The sequence below is a fragment of the Pandoraea sp. E26 genome (assembly GCF_000681415.1).
In the GTDB taxonomy this organism is placed as follows: domain Bacteria; phylum Pseudomonadota; class Gammaproteobacteria; order Burkholderiales; family Burkholderiaceae; genus Pandoraea; species Pandoraea pnomenusa.
Window position 1 is genome coordinate 84,432 of record NZ_AYXJ01000025.1, and the last position, 18,032, is coordinate 102,463.

16 protein-coding genes and 1 tRNA gene are annotated in these 18,032 nt (G+C 63.3%); 10 read left to right on the forward strand and 7 right to left on the reverse strand.

Translation table 11 applies throughout. From position 1 onward, the window contains the following. Positions 1 to 27 precede the first annotated feature (27 nt). Both dxs and folE2 read left to right on the forward strand, forming a co-directional pair. Positions 28 to 1,941 carry a 1-deoxy-D-xylulose-5-phosphate synthase gene (gene dxs / locus W930_RS0115565; RefSeq protein ID WP_023871742.1) on the forward strand — a complete coding sequence of 638 codons (1,914 nt, stop codon included), beginning with the start codon at positions 28 to 30 and terminating at the stop codon, positions 1,939 to 1,941. A 209-nt stretch (positions 1,942 to 2,150) separates the two neighbouring features. Next, positions 2,151 to 2,960: a GTP cyclohydrolase FolE2 gene (folE2, locus tag W930_RS0115570; RefSeq protein WP_023595280.1), complete on the forward strand. Its 810-nt coding sequence runs from the start codon at positions 2,151 to 2,153 to the stop codon at positions 2,958 to 2,960. 105 nt (positions 2,961 to 3,065) lie between these two features. Here folE2 and tsaD read toward each other — a convergent pair whose 3' ends face one another. Then, positions 3,066 to 4,097 (reverse strand): tRNA (adenosine(37)-N6)-threonylcarbamoyltransferase complex transferase subunit TsaD, encoded by a 1,032-nt coding sequence (tsaD, locus tag W930_RS0115575; RefSeq protein WP_023595281.1) that lies wholly within the window; start codon positions 4,095 to 4,097, stop codon positions 3,066 to 3,068. A 305-nt stretch (positions 4,098 to 4,402) separates the two neighbouring features. Between tsaD and W930_RS27680 the strand changes: the two genes are divergently transcribed. The 8 genes from W930_RS27680 (at position 4,403) to W930_RS0115620 (ending at position 13,036) form a co-directional block, all read left to right on the forward strand. After that, on the forward strand, positions 4,403 to 4,963 hold the full coding sequence (locus tag W930_RS27680) for a cytochrome b (RefSeq protein WP_023595282.1): 561 nt from the start codon (positions 4,403 to 4,405) through the stop codon (positions 4,961 to 4,963). A 48-nt stretch (positions 4,964 to 5,011) separates the two neighbouring features. After that, complete coding sequence (locus W930_RS0115585) at positions 5,012 to 5,608, forward strand: undecaprenyl-diphosphatase (RefSeq protein ID WP_023871741.1); 597 nt, start codon at positions 5,012 to 5,014, stop codon at positions 5,606 to 5,608. Positions 5,609 to 5,655: 47 nt separating this feature from the next. Further along, positions 5,656 to 6,342, forward strand: a complete 687-nt coding sequence (locus W930_RS27685; protein ID WP_023871740.1) for a DUF2127 domain-containing protein — start codon at positions 5,656 to 5,658, stop codon at positions 6,340 to 6,342. Then, on the forward strand, positions 6,324 to 7,574 hold the full coding sequence (locus W930_RS0115595) for an NAD(P)/FAD-dependent oxidoreductase (RefSeq protein ID WP_023871739.1): 1,251 nt from the start codon (positions 6,324 to 6,326) through the stop codon (positions 7,572 to 7,574). The genes W930_RS27685 and W930_RS0115595 overlap by 19 nt, the downstream gene beginning before the upstream one ends. Before the next feature lie 258 nt (positions 7,575 to 7,832). Then, on the forward strand, positions 7,833 to 8,279 hold the full coding sequence (locus W930_RS0115600; RefSeq protein ID WP_023595286.1) for a GatB/YqeY domain-containing protein: 447 nt from the start codon (positions 7,833 to 7,835) through the stop codon (positions 8,277 to 8,279). Positions 8,280 to 8,348: 69 nt separating this feature from the next. Beyond that, positions 8,349 to 10,232, forward strand: a complete 1,884-nt coding sequence (gene dnaG / locus W930_RS0115605; protein WP_023595287.1) for a DNA primase — start codon at positions 8,349 to 8,351, stop codon at positions 10,230 to 10,232. 63 nt (positions 10,233 to 10,295) lie between these two features. Then, positions 10,296 to 12,932 (forward strand): RNA polymerase sigma factor RpoD, encoded by a 2,637-nt coding sequence (gene rpoD, locus W930_RS0115615; RefSeq protein WP_369798658.1) that lies wholly within the window; start codon positions 10,296 to 10,298, stop codon positions 12,930 to 12,932. 28 nt (positions 12,933 to 12,960) lie between these two features. Beyond that, positions 12,961 to 13,036 (forward strand) — tRNA-Ile (locus W930_RS0115620). Between the two features lie 201 nt (positions 13,037 to 13,237). Here the strand turns inward: W930_RS0115620 and W930_RS0115625 are convergent. From W930_RS0115625 to W930_RS0115650, 6 genes are all read right to left on the reverse strand, one after another. Continuing rightward, a complete protein-coding gene (locus W930_RS0115625) occupies positions 13,238 to 13,612 on the reverse strand; it encodes a carboxymuconolactone decarboxylase family protein (protein WP_023871736.1) in 375 nt (124 codons plus the stop codon). A gap of 31 nt (positions 13,613 to 13,643) precedes the next feature. Then, positions 13,644 to 14,666: a glycine betaine/L-proline ABC transporter substrate-binding protein ProX gene (gene proX, locus W930_RS0115630; protein ID WP_023871735.1), complete on the reverse strand. Its 1,023-nt coding sequence runs from the start codon at positions 14,664 to 14,666 to the stop codon at positions 13,644 to 13,646. A gap of 157 nt (positions 14,667 to 14,823) precedes the next feature. Then, a complete protein-coding gene (locus W930_RS0115635) occupies positions 14,824 to 15,777 on the reverse strand; it encodes a proline/glycine betaine ABC transporter permease (protein WP_023595291.1) in 954 nt (317 codons plus the stop codon). Further along, complete coding sequence (locus tag W930_RS0115640; RefSeq protein WP_023871734.1) at positions 15,770 to 16,819, reverse strand: glycine betaine/L-proline ABC transporter ATP-binding protein; 1,050 nt, start codon at positions 16,817 to 16,819, stop codon at positions 15,770 to 15,772. The genes W930_RS0115635 and W930_RS0115640 overlap by 8 nt, the downstream gene beginning before the upstream one ends. Next, positions 16,812 to 17,189 (reverse strand): NIPSNAP family protein, encoded by a 378-nt coding sequence (locus W930_RS27690; RefSeq protein WP_023595293.1) that lies wholly within the window; start codon positions 17,187 to 17,189, stop codon positions 16,812 to 16,814. Before W930_RS27690 ends, W930_RS0115640 begins: the two co-directional genes overlap by 8 nt. Next, positions 17,186 to 18,025 (reverse strand): alpha/beta fold hydrolase, encoded by an 840-nt coding sequence (locus W930_RS0115650; RefSeq protein ID WP_028731092.1) that lies wholly within the window; start codon positions 18,023 to 18,025, stop codon positions 17,186 to 17,188. The genes W930_RS27690 and W930_RS0115650 overlap by 4 nt, the downstream gene beginning before the upstream one ends. Positions 18,026 to 18,032 lie beyond the last annotated feature (7 nt).

Sequence of the window (18,032 nt, forward strand, 5' to 3'; positions counted from 1 at the left end):
GATAAAACGCCTATCTATGGAACGACGATGTACGAACTGTTAAATACCATCGATGACCCGGCCGCGTTGCGGCGTCTGGAGCGTCGTCAACTTGCGCCGTTGGCCGAAGAGCTGCGCGCCTTCGTGCTCGAGAGTGTGTCGCGTACGGGCGGTCACTTGTCGTCCAATCTCGGTACGGTCGAGCTGACGATTGCGCTGCACTACGTTTTCAACACGCCGGAAGACCGCATCGTGTGGGACGTGGGGCATCAGAGCTACCCGCACAAGATCCTGACCGGGCGTCGCGAGGCCATGGGCTCGCTGCGTCAGCTCGGCGGCATCTCGGGTTTCCCGAAGCGCGACGAATCGCCGTACGACACGTTTGGCACGGCGCATTCGAGCACGTCGATTTCGGCGGCGCTCGGCATGGCGCTCGGTGCGCGCACCAAGGGCGAGGATCGCTTCGGCATCGCGGTGATCGGCGACGGCGCCATGACGGCGGGCATGGCCTTCGAAGCCATGAACAACGCCGGCGTGCACGAGGACGTGCCGCTGCTGGTCATCCTGAACGACAACGACATGTCGATCTCGCCGCCCGTCGGCGCGCTCAACCGGTACTTGGCGCGTCTGATGTCGGGCCGTTTCTACGCCGCCGCGAAGAAGGGCGTGGAGAAGGTGCTGAGCGTGGCGCCGCCCGTGCTGGAGCTTGCGCGCAAGCTCGAGGAACACGCCAAGGGCATGGTCGTGCCGGCCACGATGTTCGAGGAGTTTGGCTTCAACTACATCGGCCCGATCGACGGGCACGACCTCGATTCGCTGATCCCGACGCTCGAGAACATCAAGAATCTGAAAGGGCCCCAGTTCCTGCATGTGGTCACGCGCAAGGGCTATGGCTACAAGCTGGCGGAAGCCGATCCGGTGCTGTATCACGGCCCCGGCAAATTCAATCCGGCCGAAGGCATCAAGCCGAGCACCAGCAGCAAGAAGACCTACACGCAGGTTTTCGGCGACTGGCTGTGCGACATGGCCGCCGCGGACAAGCGGATCGTGGGGATCACCCCCGCCATGCGCGAAGGCTCGGGCCTGGTTGAATTCGAGAAGCGTTTCCCGGACCGTTATTACGATGTCGGCATCGCCGAGCAGCATGCGGTGACGTTTGCGGGCGGCATGGCGACCGAAGGGCTCAAGCCGGTGGTGGCGATCTATTCGACGTTCCTGCAGCGCGGTTACGATCAACTGATTCACGACGTCGCGCTGCAGAATCTTCCGGTACTGTTCGCGCTCGACCGTTCGGGCCTGGTGGGCGCCGACGGCGCCACCCATGCCGGCGCCTACGACATCGCGTATCTGCGTTGCATCCCGAACATGGTCGTGATGGCGCCCTCGGACGAAAACGAGTGCCGCCAGATGCTGTACACGGGCGTGCAGATCGACGGCCCGTCGGCCGTGCGTTATCCGCGTGGCGCGGGCACGGGGGCGGTCATCGAACAGACGATGACGGCGCTGCCGATCGGCAAGGGGGTTGTGCGTCGCGAAGGTCAGGCACCGGCCGGGCGTCGCGTGGCGATTCTCGCCTTCGGCAGCATGGTCGCGCCGGCCATGGCGGCAGCGGCGCACCTCGACGCCACGGTGGCCGACATGCGCTTCGTCAAGCCGATCGACGACGCGCTGATCGCCCGCCTCGCGCAGACGCACGACTATCTGGTGACGGTCGAAGAGGGCAGCATCATGGGCGGTGCGGGTTCCGCCGTGGCCGAATCCCTGCTCGCCGGTGGGGTTACCCGCCCCGTACTACAATTGGGGCTGCCCGACCGCTTCATCGATCACGGCGATCCGGCCTTGCTGCTGGCGGCCGAAGGACTCGATGCTGCCGGTATCGCGAAGTCGATCTGCGAGCGTTTCGATCTCAAGCCGGTCGAAGCCGCGCCGGCGGGCAAAGTTACGACGAAGCTCGTCGCCTGAGCGTCCGGTCGTCCTGAGCACGCGAACGATCCGGCTGCCATGCCGGATCGTTTCGTTTTGCGTTTTGCGTTTCGCATTTCTCGTACCGTGCCGGGGATCTCCGGCACGTTCCCGATGACACGCGCCGGAGGCCCGCAAGCCGTGCGTCGGACACGTTTGCCCATTGCCTCCCCCCGAAGTCGGCTTGCCGGCAAAGAAGGAAGAATTCGATGAACCAGATGAACCCCGCTTTCGTCATGCCCGACGTGCAGAGCACGGTCGATACCCGGCAGATCCCGATTCAGCGCGTTGGCGTGCGCGGTGTACGTCATCCGCTGACGGTGCGCCTGACCGGTGGCGATACGCAGGCCACGGTCGGCATGTTCAATCTCGACGTGCATTTGCCGGCCGACCAGAAGGGCACGCACATGTCGCGCTTCGTGGCCTTGCTCGAGGAGAATCGCGTACCGATGGATGTCGCGGGCTTCCGCGCCATGCTCGACGGCATGCTGGAGAAGCTGGAGGCACAAGCCGGGCGCATCGAAGTCACATTTCCGTACTTCATCAACAAGACGGCGCCGGTGTCGGGAGTGCGGAGCCTGATGGATTACGAAGTCACGCTCACGGGCGACGTGCGCGACGGCCAGACTCGCGTGTGGCTCAAGGTACTCGTGCCGGTCACAAGCCTTTGCCCGTGCTCGAAGAAGATCTCGCAGTATGGCGCGCACAATCAGCGCTCGCACATCACGATCGACGCCGAAATCGATGGCGATATCGCGGTCGAGGCGCTGGTGAAGATGGCAGAGGAGGAGGCGTCGTGCGAACTCTGGGGGCTTCTCAAGCGCCCGGACGAGAAGTACGTCACCGAGCGCGCGTATGAAAATCCGAAGTTCGTCGAGGATCTGGTGCGTGACGTGGCGACGCGTCTGAACGATGAACCTCGCATCGTCGCCTACGTACTTCAGGCCGAAAACTTCGAGTCGATCCACAATCACAGCGCCTACGCCGTGATCGAGCGCGACAAGCGTACGACCGTCTGACGCGGTGGCGTCCGCGTGGACGCGCCAGTGACAAAAAAACCGCTCCGAGGAGCGGTTTTTTCATGCGTATTCGCCAATGCCCGGTGGGGGCGAGCCCGCGCAGTGTCAGGCGGCGCGGACGATGTCGGCGAGATCCCAGCGTGGGCGAACGGTGTAGGCGTACTCGCTGTCGGCTTCATCGGGCCAATGCTTCAGCCGCATGGCGCCCGCGAAGGCAATCATTGCGCCGTTGTCGGTGCAAAACGCGAGATCGGGGTAATGCACGCGGTAACCGCGCCGACGCGCCGCTTCGTTGAGTCCGGCGCGAAGCTGTGCGTTGGCGCCCACGCCGCCCGCCACGACCAGCGTCTTCATGCCAGTTTGCTTGAGCGCGGCCATCGACTTGGACACGAGCACGTCGACGATGGCGTCGACGAAGCCGCGTGCGAGATCGGCTTTCTCCTGCTCGCACACGTTGCCGCCGAGATTGCGCACTTGCGTGAGCACGGCGGTCTTCAGGCCGCTGAAGCTGAAGTCGAGGTTGCCCGAGTGCTTCATCGGACGCGGCAAATCGAAGCGGCCCGGCGTGCCGAAGTCGGCCAGTCGCGAGACCGCGGGGCCGCCCGGATAGCCCAGGCCGAGCAGCTTGGCCGTCTTGTCGAATGCCTCACCGGCGGCGTCGTCGAGGGTCTCGCCAAGCATCGCGTACTGACCGAACGCGCGCACTTCCATCAACTGCGTGTGTCCCCCCGAGACCAGCAGTGCCACGAACGGAAACGCGGGAGCGTCGGGCGCGAGCAGCGGCGAGAGCAGATGACCCTCGAGGTGGTGCACGCCGACGACCGGGCGATCGAGCGCGAACGCAAGGGCGTTCGCCACGCTGGCGCCCACCAGCAACGCACCGGCGAGTCCGGGGCCTTGCGTGTACGCGATGGCGTCGATTGCGCTCAGCGGCTTGCCGGCCTGCGCCAGCACCGCTTCGGCCAGTGGCAACGCACGGCGGATGTGATCGCGCGAAGCCAGTTCGGGCACCACACCGCCGTATTCGCGGTGCATGGCGATCTGCGAATGCAGGGCGTGCGAGAGCAGGCCGGCCTCGGTGTCGTAGAGGGCGAGCCCGGTTTCGTCGCAGGAGCTTTCAATGCCTAGAACCAGCATGGCGGAAGGAGTGCGTGCAGCAAATTGAGGGACAACCGGGAAGTATACCAGCGGCCCCTGCCGCCTGCCGGGGATTGCAGTATTCCCGCTTTCGGGGCGTTGTGCCTCGCGCTATCGGGTACGCGTTTCAATACGTCAAGCCAGTGAAAATGCCGTAGTGCGACGGCGGTTGCGCGCGCGTTTTCACCCGCGGCGGCGCTAAGTCAGCGCTAAGTGTCGTGCCTCAGAATCCGCATTCGGGAGCGACGGCAATCGGGCCGTCGGCAGACCCATCGACGTTTTCCATCGGTGGAAGAGAGGTCGTCATGAATCAAGCTGTCACGCGCTACGACACTGCGTCGCGCTATCTGCACTGGTTGACCGCGGCGTTGTTGGCCGCACAATTCGTCGTCGCCTGGACGATGCCCGACATCACGCGGCAAACGCCCGCGATCGGACTCGTGGCCTGGCACCTGTCACTTGGCGTGACGATTCTGGGGCTGGTCGCGATCCGGCTGATGTGGACGCGCGTTCGCCGCGCGCCGGCTCAAGGCGTGAAGTCGCGCCTGCAAGCGCTGGCCGCCGTGGCACACAAGGGCATCTACGCGTTGCTCGTGCTCGTGCCCGTATTGGGCTGGATCAATGCCTCCTCACGCGGCTACGGCGTCTCGCTACTTGGTGTGGTGCCATTGCCGGCGCTCGTGGCGCGCGGGTCTTCCTTCGGTCATAGCATGGGCGACGTCCATTCGTTGCTTGCCTACGGCTTGCTCGGCGCCATCGCCCTGCACATTTGCGGCGCACTCTATCACCACTGGGTACTGCGCGACGGCACCCTGCACAAGATGCTGCCCGTTCAGAAGCAGCCCAAACCCGGCGCTTATCAATAACGTTGGGTAACTTGGCCGCGACGGCGCGGCCATCGAATCGTCAATTTCATGGAAAACCTTAACGACACGCTTTTCCTGATGCTCAATGCCGGCGCGACGCCGGCTCCCTGGGCACTGGCGGTCGCGACATGCCTGGCCCAATACCTCATCGTGCTTGTGCCGATCGGCCTGGGCGCGATGTGGTTGCACGCCGACGCTTCACGGCGGCGTGCGCTGGTCACGGCGGCAGTGGCCGGCGCCGTGGGGCTGGCGATCAATCAGATGATCGGCTGGGTGTGGGTGCATCCCCGCCCGTTCATGGTGGGCCTGGGGCACACCTATCTCTTGCATGCCGCCGACAGCTCGTTTCCGAGCGATCACCTGACGCTGATCTGGTCGGTGGCGTTCGCGCTCCTGCTGCACCGGCGCACTCGTGCTGCGGGTGTGGCCGCGACACTGCTGGGTTTGCCGGTCGCCTGGGCACGTGTTTTTCTCGGCGTACACTTCCCGATGGACATGGCGGGCTCAGCCATCGTCGCCGTCATCTCGAGCTGGCTGGTGGCCCGGCGCATGCCGTGGCTGGTGGCGCCCGCGTACTGGCTGGCCGTGGGTGTGCATCAGAAGGTGTTTGCACGATGGATTGCGCGCGGTTGGGTGAGGGGATAGTCTCGCCATCATGACGAAACGGTGATATCGGTTGCGGAGCGTGAAGTGTGACAGGCTTGTCCAATGCGGCGGAGAAACGCCTTCATGGTCTTTTCGAGACGAGTTTGTGGATCAAGGCGCTCTTCGCATTGTCCGAGATCGTCGCCGGTGCGGCCGCCTACTTCATCCCCAGTCACGTCGTCCTGACGTTCGTGCTGCGAATCACGGGGCATGAACTGCGTGAGGATCCGCACGACGTCGTGGCCGGCGTCCTGCTCCATGCGGCTCAGCATTTGTCGCTCGGTTCGCAAGCGTTCGCCGCCGTTTATCTGCTTGCGCACGGCGTGCTCAAACTTTGGTTGATCGTGGGCCTGCTGCGCGAACGGCTCTGGATTTTTCCGGTTTCCGTCGTCATATTCGCGTTGTTCATTGCCTACCAGTTGTACCGGTACGCGCACACCCATTCGGTCTGGCTGATATTGTTATCGGTGCTCGATCTTGGCGTCATCGCGCTGACCTGGCATGAGTTTCGCCGAATCCAGCGCCGGGGGGGCGGCCCTGACCCGCTGAATGTCGGTTGGATTGCCGGCGTCGGTGGCGACATCGGATCATTGAGTTCTCGGCCGGTTCCTGTATCATTCGCCCCTTCTCGCGGCGTCCTTCTGCCGCAATCTAAGATTCTGATAAATATACAAATTTTGACTTGTCCTGGTCGGACTCCCAGGCAACGCGCGCCATGGAAAAGTACGATGTAGCGATTGTGGGCGCCGGCGCGGCCGGCCTGATGTGCGCGGCGGTGGCCGGGCAGCTCGGGCTGCGCGTGGTGCTTATCGATCATGCGACGCGCCTGGCGGAGAAGATTCGCATCTCGGGCGGCGGACGCTGCAACTTCACCAATATCAATGCCGGGCCGGGCAATTATTTGTCCGAAAATCCCCGTTTCTGTCGTTCCGCGCTGGCACGCTACACGCCCCGCGACTTTCTGGAGTTGCTCAGGCGCCACCGAATCGCGTGGCACGAAAAGCATCGCGGGCAGCTCTTCTGCGACGAAAGTGCCGAGGACATCATCGAAATGCTGTGCAAGGAGTGTGCTGCCGGCCATGTCCACTGGCGCATGCCCTGTGCGGTGCACACCGTGGCTTACACAGATGCCGCAGGCACACATCGCTACCATTTGACGACAGATGCCGGGCATATCGCCGCAAAACGTCTGGTTATTGCGACGGGTGGCCTGTCCATTCCGAAAATCGGCGCTACGGACTGGGGATATCGCATCGCGGGGCAGTTCGGGCTGGACATCGTGGAGCCGCGTCCGGCGCTGGTGCCGCTGATGTTCGATGCCTCGACCTGGGCGCCGTTTGCGGGCCTGTCGGGATTGTCGCTCGAAGTCGAGGTGAGCACGGGCAAAGGCAAGGCGGCGGGGAGCTTCCTCGAGGATTTGCTGTTCACGCACCGGGGGTTGTCGGGCCCGGCCATTCTGCAGATCTCCAGTTTCTGGGCACCGGGGCAGTCGATCACCCTCGATTTGGCGCCATCGTCGGATATCGAGGCGGCATTGTTCGATGCGAAGGCCTCATCCAGGCGTCAGTTGGCGAATCTGCTGGCGCAGTGGGTGCCGGCACGCTTGGCCGACGCGTGGGTCGCCAACAGTGGCCTCTCGCCGCAGGCGCGTGTGCAGGAGCTGCCCGACAAGGCATTGCGTTCGCTGGCGCAGGCCTTTTCCGGCTGGACGCTCAAGCCGTGCGGCTCGGAAGGGTGGCGCAAGGCCGAAGTCACGCGCGGCGGCGTGGATACCCGGGGGCTTTCGTCGGCGGCGCTCGAGGCGCGTTCGCAGCCGGGATTGCATTTCGTCGGGGAAGTGGTGGACGTGACGGGGTGGCTCGGCGGCTACAACTTTCAGTGGGCGTGGGCGTCGGCGGTGGCGTGCGCGCAGGCAATGTCCGAAAGCGTGCGAGCCGAGCGGGCGGGCGAGGACGTCCTGTCGTAGACGGCCGCGATGGCGCTGTGATACGCTCTCCCCTTCGTGGAGACGACGCGCTCAAGGTGTCGCGGTCTCCGGCGAGCCCGCTTGTGATCGCGTTCGCGGTCGTCCGCCAAGCGGGTTTTGTGCTTTCTGCCCCCGCTCGTTCCCGGCGCTGCTTCTCTGGCTGCGGCTGCGCGCGGCGAGTGTCTGGCGGCGGCCGTCCTTTTCTTTAAGGCGGCATGCACTACACTGAAACGTATTCGAATTCCGGAACCCCTGCTCATGAGTCTGAAAGAACGCATCAACGAAGACATGAAGACGGCCATGCGTGCCAAGGCCGCGGACAAACTGGGGACCATCCGGCTGTTGCTCGCCGCGATCAAACAGAAGGAAGTCGACGAGCGCATCACTCTCGACGACACGGCCGTCGTTGCCGTGGTCGACAAGCTGATCAAACAACGCAAGGATTCCATCGGCCAGTTTCAGGCTGCCGGCCGCACCGACCTGGCCGACAAGGAGGCCGCCGAACTCGAAGTGCTCCAGGTCTATATGCCGCAGCAGCTCTCGGCGGAGGAAGTCGCGCAGGCCGTCAAGGCAGCGGTAGCCCAGACCGGCGCCGCCGGTCCCCAGGACATGGGCAAAGTCATGGGGGTGCTCAAGGGCCAGTTGGCCGGACGTGCCGACATGACGGCCGTTTCGGCGCAGGTGAAGGCCGCGTTGACAGCGTAATTCGGTTGCGCGGTACGGCGCCGTCGCACATGTGACGGTGCGAGGCCGCGTTGCGATGGCATCGATCCAGTGATTCCCCAGTCGTTTTTGCAGGACTTGCTCAACCGCGTCGACATTGTCGAGGTGGTGGGCCGTTATGTGCAGTTGAAGAAGGGTGGGGCGAACTTCATGGGGCTATGCCCCTTTCATAATGAGAAGTCGCCCTCATTTACGGTAAGCCCCACCAAGCAGTTCTATCACTGCTTCGGGTGCGGCGCGCACGGCAGCGCGATCAGTTTTCTCATGGAGCATGCCGGGCTTGGTTTTGTCGAAGCTGTCGAGGAGTTGGCCCGCAACGTCGGGCTGGATGTGCCGCGTGAGGCGCCGATGCCGGGCGCGCCGGCGCCTGCCGCGCAACGGGCGCAAACCCTCGGGCTGGTCGACGTGATGACGCGCGCGTGCGATTACTACCGCAAGCAGTTGCGCAGCGCGCCGGCCGCCATCGACTATTTGAAGCGACGTGGCCTGACAGGCGAGATCGCCGCGCATTTCGGACTGGGATATGCCCCGGATGCCTGGCAGAACCTGGAGGCCGCGTTCCAGAATTACCGCGATGACCAGCTGCTCGATGCAGGTCTCGTCATCGAAAGCGAGAAGGGCGAGGCCGGCGGTGCCAGGCGTCGCTACGACCGATTCCGCGACCGGATCATGTTCCCGATCCGGAATACGAAGGGGCAGGTGATTGCCTTCGGCGGGCGCGTGCTTGACAAGGGCGAGCCCAAATACCTGAATTCGCCCGAGACGCCGCTGTTCAGCAAGGGCAGCGAGTTGTACGGATTGTTCGAGGCGCGGGCCGGCATTCGCGACGCGGGCTACGTGCTGGTGGTCGAAGGGTATATGGATGTGGTGGCGCTGGCGCAGCTCGGTTTCCCGCAAGCTGTGGCGACGCTGGGAACGGCCTGCACGCCGATGCATGTGCAGAAGTTGTTGCGTCAGACCGAGACGGTCGTGTTCAGCTTCGACGGCGATGCGGCAGGCCGCCGGGCGGCCCGTCGCGCGTTGGAAGCCTGTCTGCCTCATGCCGACGACAACCGGAGCTTCAAGTTCCTGTTCCTGCCGAGCGAGCATGACCCGGACAGCTACGTGCGCGAATACGGTGCGCAGGCGTTTGCGGACGAGGTCTCGCGGGCCATGCCGATGTCGCAGTTCCTGATTGGCGAGGTGACGTCCGGCAAGGAAATGCATCAACCCGAGGGCCGGGCGCGGGCGCTGTTCGAGGCCAAGCCATTGTTGCAGCAAATGCCGGCGAACGCGCTGCGGGGCCAGATCCTGCATGCCTTGGCCGAGCGCGTGGGCAGCTCGATCGAGGAAGTCGCTGAATTGTGCGAATTGCAGATTGGCGCGGCCCGTCGGCATAACGCGTGGGACAAGACACCGGCCAAGCGCGAAAAGCGCCGTGTCGTGGGGACGGAACACCGTGCCTTGCAGAATCTGTTGATGTTTCCGGTGCTCGGAAACGAACTGACCGAAGAAGAGACCAAGATATTACGGGAAGTGCGTCATCACGCCGAGATCTTCTCGGAGGTGCTCTCGCACTGCCACGAGATGGGCGCGCAGGCGGATTTTCGCTTTATGTCGGATCGTCTGCGAGCGTCGCCGAACTGGGCGAGTTTCGACGACATCATTCGCGAAATTCTGTCTTTTGAGGAAAATGCACGCGATTTGCTGTTATTCGACCCGGCCGACGAGGCTCAGGTCGAGCGTCGTGAAGAGCAGATATCGTTGCGGCTCGCCGAGTTGCGTAGCGCCATCCGGCGGCTGCAATACGACGGGCTGTGCGAGGAACTGGAGACGATTTTCAAGCGGGCGTCACTGACGGCCGATGAAATGCGCCATGCGCAGGCGCTGTCGCGGCAACGCGACGAATTGAAGCGGTGGCTGGCTACGGCCGGCACAGGAGGCACGCGAAGTTGAGGTAAGCCCGCGTGCTATAATGGAAAGTTTTCAGTGGGCTGTTTTCTGGCAAGCGAGATCGCTATGGCAAAGATGACAACGACCAGCGGAAAAAAGACGGTTATCCCTTCACCGAAGGCAAAGCGCGCGCCAAGCGCGGCGGCGGCAACAGGTGGGAAGGGGGCGTCTCGCTCTGCGACGGCTGGCGTTGGAAAGAAAGCCGGTGTGGTTGCACAAGCCTCGAAGAAGACAGCCAGCCAGGCAAGTTCGGCGAAACGTACTACGCAAGTTAAGGCAGCCGCCGGCGCAACGAAGACGACCGGCAAGACGGCTGCGAAGGTGACCGATGTCACCAAGCGCAAGAGTGCGACCGCCGCGAAGGTGGGGGCTGCGAAAGCGGCCAGGCCGACGGTGAAGTCCGAGCCGCCCGTCAGACCGACGAAGGCAGCAAAGGCGGCAACGGCCACCAAGGCGACGGCAGGCGGGAAACCGCAGGCCCGACAACCCGCTGAAAAAAGCGCGAAGAGCGCAACTACCGCCAAGGCCGCGAGCCAGGCGGGCCGCAGTACACCTGCGACGCAGGTCCCACGCAAGACCGGGGCTTCCCGCAAATCCGAAGCTGTAGAGGTCACGCCGGTTGCCGTCGTGCCGCCCGTCCAAAAGACGCGGGGCCGTGCCGCGAAGACTGCTGCTCCGGAGGCGCAAGGCGTCGCAGAGAATACTTACGATCAACCCGTGAACGAAGATCAGACCAAAGTGGAAAAGCAGAAGGCGCGTGATCGCCGGGCAAAAGAGAAAGCACTGCTCAAGGACGCATTTTCCTCGCACCAGCCCGGTACGGCCGAGGAACTTGAGGAGCGTCGTGGCAAACTGAAGGCACTGATCAAGCTGGGCAAGGAGCGAGGCTTCTTGACCTTTGCCGAGATCAATGACCACCTGCCCGACGAGCTGGTGGAAAGCGAGGCGCTCGAGGGCGTGATCGGCACGTTCAACGACATGGGCATTGCTGTGTACGAGCAGGCGCCCGATGCCGAAACGCTGTTGCTCAACGACAATGCGCCGAACGCCGCGTCGGACGACGAAGTCGAGGAAGAAGCCGAAGCGGCTTTGTCGACCGTCGACTCCGAGTTTGGTCGCACGACCGACCCGGTGCGTATGTACATGCGCGAAATGGGGACGGTCGAGCTGCTGACGCGCGAAGGGGAGATCGAGATCGCCAAGCGCATCGAGGAAGGGCTCAAGCACATGGTGCAGGCCATTTCCGCGTGCCCGACGACGATCGCCGAGATCCTGGCGATGGCCGAGAAGGTCGAGCGTGAGGAGATGCGCATCGACGAGGTGGTCGATGGCCTGATCGATCCGAATGCGGAAGCCGAGGCGGCGGCCGCTTCCTCCGACGACGAGGACTTCGACGCCGATGCCGACGCCGAGGCGGAAGAAGAGGAAGAAGAAGCCGAAGAGGAAGATGACAGCAACAGTGGCGCGGGTGCTTCGGCTGCGCAGGTCGAGCAGCTCAAGCGCGACTCGCTGGCCAAGTTCGCCGTGATTGCCGACTGGTTTGGCAAGATGCGTCGTGCGTTCGAGAAGGAAGGCTACCAGTCCAAGCCGTACGTGAAGGCTGGCGAGGCGATCCAGGCCGAGTTGATGACGATCCGCTTTACGGCGCGCACGGTCGAGCGTTTGTGCGACACGCTTCGTTCGCAGGTGGACGAAGTGCGCAACATCGAGCGTGCGATCCTGAACATCGTGGTCGACAAGTGCGGCATGCCGCGCGCGGATTTCGTGTCGCGTTTCCCGGGCAACGAAACGAATCTCGACTGGATTTACACGGTGGTGGCCGATAACAAGGCGTACAGCTCGGTGGTCGAGCGCAACGTGCCGGCCGTGCAGGAGCTTCAGCAAAAGCTGATCGACCTGCAGGCGCGTGTGGTACTGCCGCTGGCCGAATTGAAGGACGTGAACCGCAAGATGTCGGAAGGCGAGCGCCGTGCCCGCAAGGCCAAGCGTGAGATGACCGAAGCCAACTTGCGTCTCGTGATTTCGATTGCGAAGAAGTACACGAACCGTGGCTTGCAGTTCCTGGATCTGATCCAGGAGGGCAACATCGGCCTGATGAAGGCGGTGGACAAGTTCGAATATCGTCGTGGTTACAAGTTCTCGACGTACGCGACGTGGTGGATCCGCCAGGCCATCACGCGTTCGATCGCGGACCAGGCGCGTACCATTCGTATTCCGGTGCACATGATCGAAACGATCAACAAGATGAACCGGATCTCGCGTCAGATTCTGCAGGAGACCGGTGTCGAGCCGGATCCGGCGACGCTGGCCGAGAAGATGGAAATGCCGGAGGACAAGATCCGCAAGATCATGAAGATCGCGAAGGAGCCGATCTCCATGGAAACGCCGATCGGTGACGACGACGATTCGCACTTGGGTGATTTCATCGAGGATACGGGCACGGTAGCGCCTGCTGACGCCGCATTGCATGGTAGTATGCGCGACGTCGTGAAGGACGTGCTCGATTCGCTGACGCCGCGTGAGGCGAAGGTGCTCCGCATGCGTTTCGGCATCGAGATGAGCACGGACCACACGCTCGAGGAAGTGGGCAAGCAGTTTGACGTGACGCGTGAGCGTATTCGTCAGATTGAAGCCAAGGCGCTGCGCAAGCTGCGTCACCCGAGCCGTTCCGACAAGCTCAAGTCGTTCCTCGAAGGCAATTGATTGCTGCTGAGCGAGCGCCGGTAGTTGAGGGCCGTTAGCTCAGCGGTTAGAGCAGGGGACTCATAATCCCTTGGTCGCTGGTTCGAACCCAGCACGGCCTACCAAAGAAGCAAGAAAGCCCCTGACGGTGACGTCAGGGGCTTTTTTTATGTCAATAAGTTGCGTAGAAATTCTCGCCCCGGGTGCCCACGCTCATTCCGATGGGACGAGAGTGCCGGTAGCGTGATCTCTCCACCAAAAAATGGCCCTTGGTTGGTGCACCTGCGGCGACATCCTCGGATGCCATCGGCGGTCGCCGCGCATGCTCAGGTCTGGGCGTCGAACACTTCGCGTGCGACACGGAAGCTGTCGATCGCCGCAGGCACACCGGCGTAGATCGCGGCTTGCAGGAACACCTCGGTGATTTCCTCCTTCGTCACGCCGTTGGTCAGCGCGCCGCGCACATGCAGCTTCAGCTCGTGCGGACGATTCATGACCGTGAGCATGCCCAGATTCAGCAAGCTCCGGGTGCGCCGGTCGAGACCCGGGCGATTCCATATCTCGCCCCAACAGTACTCCGTCACCAGTTCCTGCATCGGGCGATTGAAAGCATCGGCCGACGCAATCGACTTATCCACGTACTCGCTGCCGAGCACCTCGCGGCGCGTCTTCAGCCCCTTCTCGAACAATTCCGGATTCATTGGACACCTCCCTCATTTTTCATTTCGGCAATTACTTCGCCTTGGCCGCGGTCGCCACCCACTGATCCATCTGCGCCTTGTTGGCGGCGATCCACTCGTCCGAGAGTTTCGTTATCAGCGCCGGCGAGCCGCCTTCCTTGCTGATGGTAGCCTCCCACTGCGACCACGTCTTGCCTGGGAAGCGGATCTGCTCGATGAGCGCCTTCACGGCCGGGTTAGCGGCAATGAACTGCTTGTTTGCGACCGAGCCCCAGTTCCAGGACGCCATCGCCATGCGGCACGGATTCGCCCCGCCAGCGCACCCCTCGACGTTGTTCACGAGCGCCGAGCCCTTGTTGGGGACGTTCGGCGGGAGTGCGTCAGCCGGGGTCGGGAGCCACACCACATCCACGCCCGGCACGAGCGCGTTCGTCACCCATGACGGACTCCACGCGTAGAAAAATGCCGGCTTGCCCTGTCTGACCTTCGTGACCGCCTCGACCATCAGCGCTTCGTACTTGCCTCGCACTGCCTTGACCGTCGGCTTCAGGCCGAACTTGTCGAGCTGGTAATCGACGACATCGCCGCAACTCCAGCCCGGATCGCAACTGATCAGCTCGGCCTTGCCGTCCTTGCCGAAGAGTCCGGCGATCTTCGGATCCTTCATCTGCTCGAGACTGGTGATGTGATACTGCAGCGCCGTCTTCTTGTCGATCAGATAGCCGTTGATGCCGTCGCCCGCGATGAGGCCCGAGCCGACGATCATCGCCTGCGACGCCACCGCGCGGAAGCCAGGTTCACGTTGCGGGAAGTTCACGTCGGTGGCGATGTCGATATCGCCTTGCGCAACCGCCTGGAAGAACAGCGTCGTATTCATCGTACTGAGCTTGACGTCGTACCCCAGCCCCTTGAACGCCTTCGAGACGATCTGGGCGACGACGTAATTACCACCGAAGCTGTCGCTTTGCGCGTAATGGATCGTCTTTCCCGTGCCCGGAAGCGTCTGGGCATGCAACGCGCCCGCCGCGACCAGCGAAAACGTGAACGAAGCAACCGCCTTTGCGAATCCTTTCATTGCTGCTCTCCAAGACCTGTTCGATCTTTCCGATCGTCGAGTTATCGGCCCGCGGGACTTCCGCCCGAGGGCTCGGGTGCCGATCCCTGACACCGTCGTCATGGCCGGCGTTTCTGTGCTGCCAAACGTACGAAAACCTGATGCTCCGCCGCTTCGTTCAGAGCGCTTCGCGCGCATCCGCCGCACGCGCCGTCGGCGGCACTTCGGCCCCCACCCGACGCTCCCCACGAAACAATCGCGAGATCACCGCCCGAAACGTCTGCTGATCGCGCGGCTTCGTGCGTGCGAGCTTCTGTGTGAACCGGTCGAGCATCATGGCCAGCAACACGATGGCGATGCCACCGACAGCCGCGCGTCCCACATCGAGTCGCCCCAGCCCCTGCAGCACCACCAGCCCGAGACCTTCCGCGCCGATCATGGCCACCACGACCGACATCACCATCGCCGTGAGCACGGTCTGGTTCAGGCCACCGAGAATCGTCGGCACCGCGAGCGGCAATTGCACCTCCCACAGCAACTGACGCTTGTCCGCCCCAAACGCGAGACCGGCTTCCACGATTTCATGCTCGACCATGCGAATGCCCAGATGCGTGAAGCGGATGAGCGGTGGCATCGCGGCCGTCACCACGGCGACTTCGCCCGGCACGTTGCCCACGCCGAAGAGCATCACCACCGGCACGAGATATACGAACGTCGGGGTCGTCTGCATGATGTCGAGCACCGGTCGCACCACCAGCCACGCTCGCTCGCTGCGCGCGCTCCAGATGCCGATGGGAATGCCAATGAGCGCACAGAACAGAATGGCGGTCATGATGAGCGAGAGCGTCGTCATCGCTTCGCCCCACACCCCGAGCATGGCGATGACCACGAACACGACGGCGCTGAATGCCGCCACGCCAAGACTGGCCAAACGCCAACACAGCAGGAACGCGATCACGACCATCACCGGGAACGGCGCGGCGTGAAATACGCTGTCGTTGAACGTCAGCAACCGCTCGACAGGCCATTTGATGACCAGGAACAGCGGACGCATGTGCAGCGCCATCCATTGCACGCCCTCCTGAATCCACTGATCGAAGGGGAATACCGCAAGTTGGTCGGCATTAAGCATGATGGTCTCCTGCGCCGGCAGTGGCGCCAATCCGGGCAAGCAACTGCCCCACGTCCAGCACTCCGATCAGCTTGCCGTCGTCGTCGGTCACACCCATCGGTCCGTCGGATTTGAAACGCGCGGCCACATCGACCAGGCGCATGTCGGCCGGCACGCATGGCAACCCGTGCTCGCATTGGGCGAGCACCGCGGGCACGGGCGCCATCACCGAACGCGCATCGAAAAGGCGGGCACGGTCGACGTCACGGGTGAACGCCGCCACGTAGTCGCTGCCCGGATCCAGCACGATCTGTTGCGGCGTGCCTTCGCGCACAAGGCGACCCTCCGACATGATGGCGATGCGCGTGCCGAGCTTGAGCGCTTCCTGAAAGTCATGCGTGATGAACAGAATGGTCTTGTTGAGCGTGTGCTGAAGACGCAGCAGCTCGTCCTGCATTTCCGTTCGGATGAGCGGATCGAGCGCGCTGAAGGCTTCATCCATGATGAGGACGTCCGCCTCGGTAGCGAGCGCACGGGCCAGCCCCACGCGCTGCCGCATACCGCCGCTCAGTTCGTGCGGCATGTGATACGCCCAGCGCGCCAGTCCAACCACGCACAGCACCTCCTCGGCGCGACGGCGCCGCTGTGCTGCCGGCATGCCACGCAGCTTGAGTCCGAACTCCACGTTTTCGATGACACGGCGATTCGGTAGCAGCGCGAAGTGCTGGAACACCATCGAGATGCGATTGCGACGCACCTCGCGCAGCCCCGCCTCGTGAAGCGCACACAGGTCCTCGCCGTCGAGCAGAATCCGGCCGTCGGAAGGCTCGTTGAGGCGGTTGATGCAACGCGCGAGCGTCGATTTCCCGGAGCCGGAGAGCCCCATGATCATGTAGATCGCACCGGACGGAACCGTCAGGGAGACGTCGTCGAGTCCCACGACCTGGCCGAGCGTTTCGAGCACCTCGGACTTGCGTTTGCCGTCGCGCAACATGGCCAGCGCTCGCGCCGGCTTGTCAGCGAAGACCTTGTACAGGTTTTCGATTCTCAGTCGGTCAGTCATGGCCAACCTCCTTTGGGTCCGTAGAATGATGGTCCGTGGCAGCCTGTGGCGTGAACGCCGTGAGCGGGGAAAAATCGGTCGGTACCAGAATGCGGTTCTCGGCGGTTTCGATCAATTCGGACAGACGCGGAATGAACGCCTGCCAGCGCTTGTCTTGCGCCAGGCGCGCGCGACGCCTGGCACGCTCGTCCAGACTCGGATACGCCCAGAGATGGGTCACCTGACTGAGCACACCGATCTCCGTCGTGAAATACCCGACGAGATGCCCGAGGATGGGCTGCTGAATCGCCAGCCCTTCGGTCCGCACGAGATTCAGGTACAGACTCATGCAACCGTTGCGAATGCGGTAAATGCGCTCTTCGACGATCATGCTGGGGGCCCCTTCTTTTCCGGGTCATCAACAAGGAAATCCCGCAACAGCCCCGCGACCGGCGCGGCCGCTTCGACCAGAATCGAATGCCGCATGCCCGGCAGGATGGCGAGTTGCGAGCCGACGATGCACTCATGCATAAAGCGGGCCATGCGCGGGTTCGAGCCCTGATCGTCTTCGCCGGTGACGATGAGCGTCGGCACGCGGATCTGATCGATGAACCCGCCGAAATCGGTCTCCGCCAGCACGCGGTAGGCCGACGCATAACAATCCGGATCGTTCTGCGCATTGCGTTTGCGCAGATAGACGATCCGCTCCGGATGTCTCGCCTGAAAGTCTTCCGTCAGCCAGCGAGACAGCGAGGCGTCGTAATGGGCGCCACGCTCGCCGCCCTGCAACGCGGCGAGCCTCGCGAGTACGCGCTCGCGCTCCTCTTTGGTCCGGCCCGACACCGTGGCGAGCAGCGCGAGACGACGCAGGCGCGTCGGATACGAGAGCGCCAGCCGCTGTGCGATCAGCCCGCCCAGCGAGAAGCCCGCGAGATCGAACGTGGCGAAGCCCACGTGATCCGCAAGTGCCAGCGCGTCGGCGACGAAATCGTCGATCTCGTATCGTCCCTTTACCCGCGACGATCTGCCGTGACCGCGCAGATCGAAGGTGAGGATGCGGAAGTCGTCGGCCAGCAGGGTAGCCACGTCGTCCCAAGCTTCCTGGTACGATCCCACGCCGTGAATGCACACGAGCGGGCGGGTGCCTCGGCCGAGCAGGCGATAGGCCAGCGTGACATCGCCGACTTGCAGCGTCTGTGCGGGCGAATCGGTGGGCGGTTCGGTCATGGCGCGC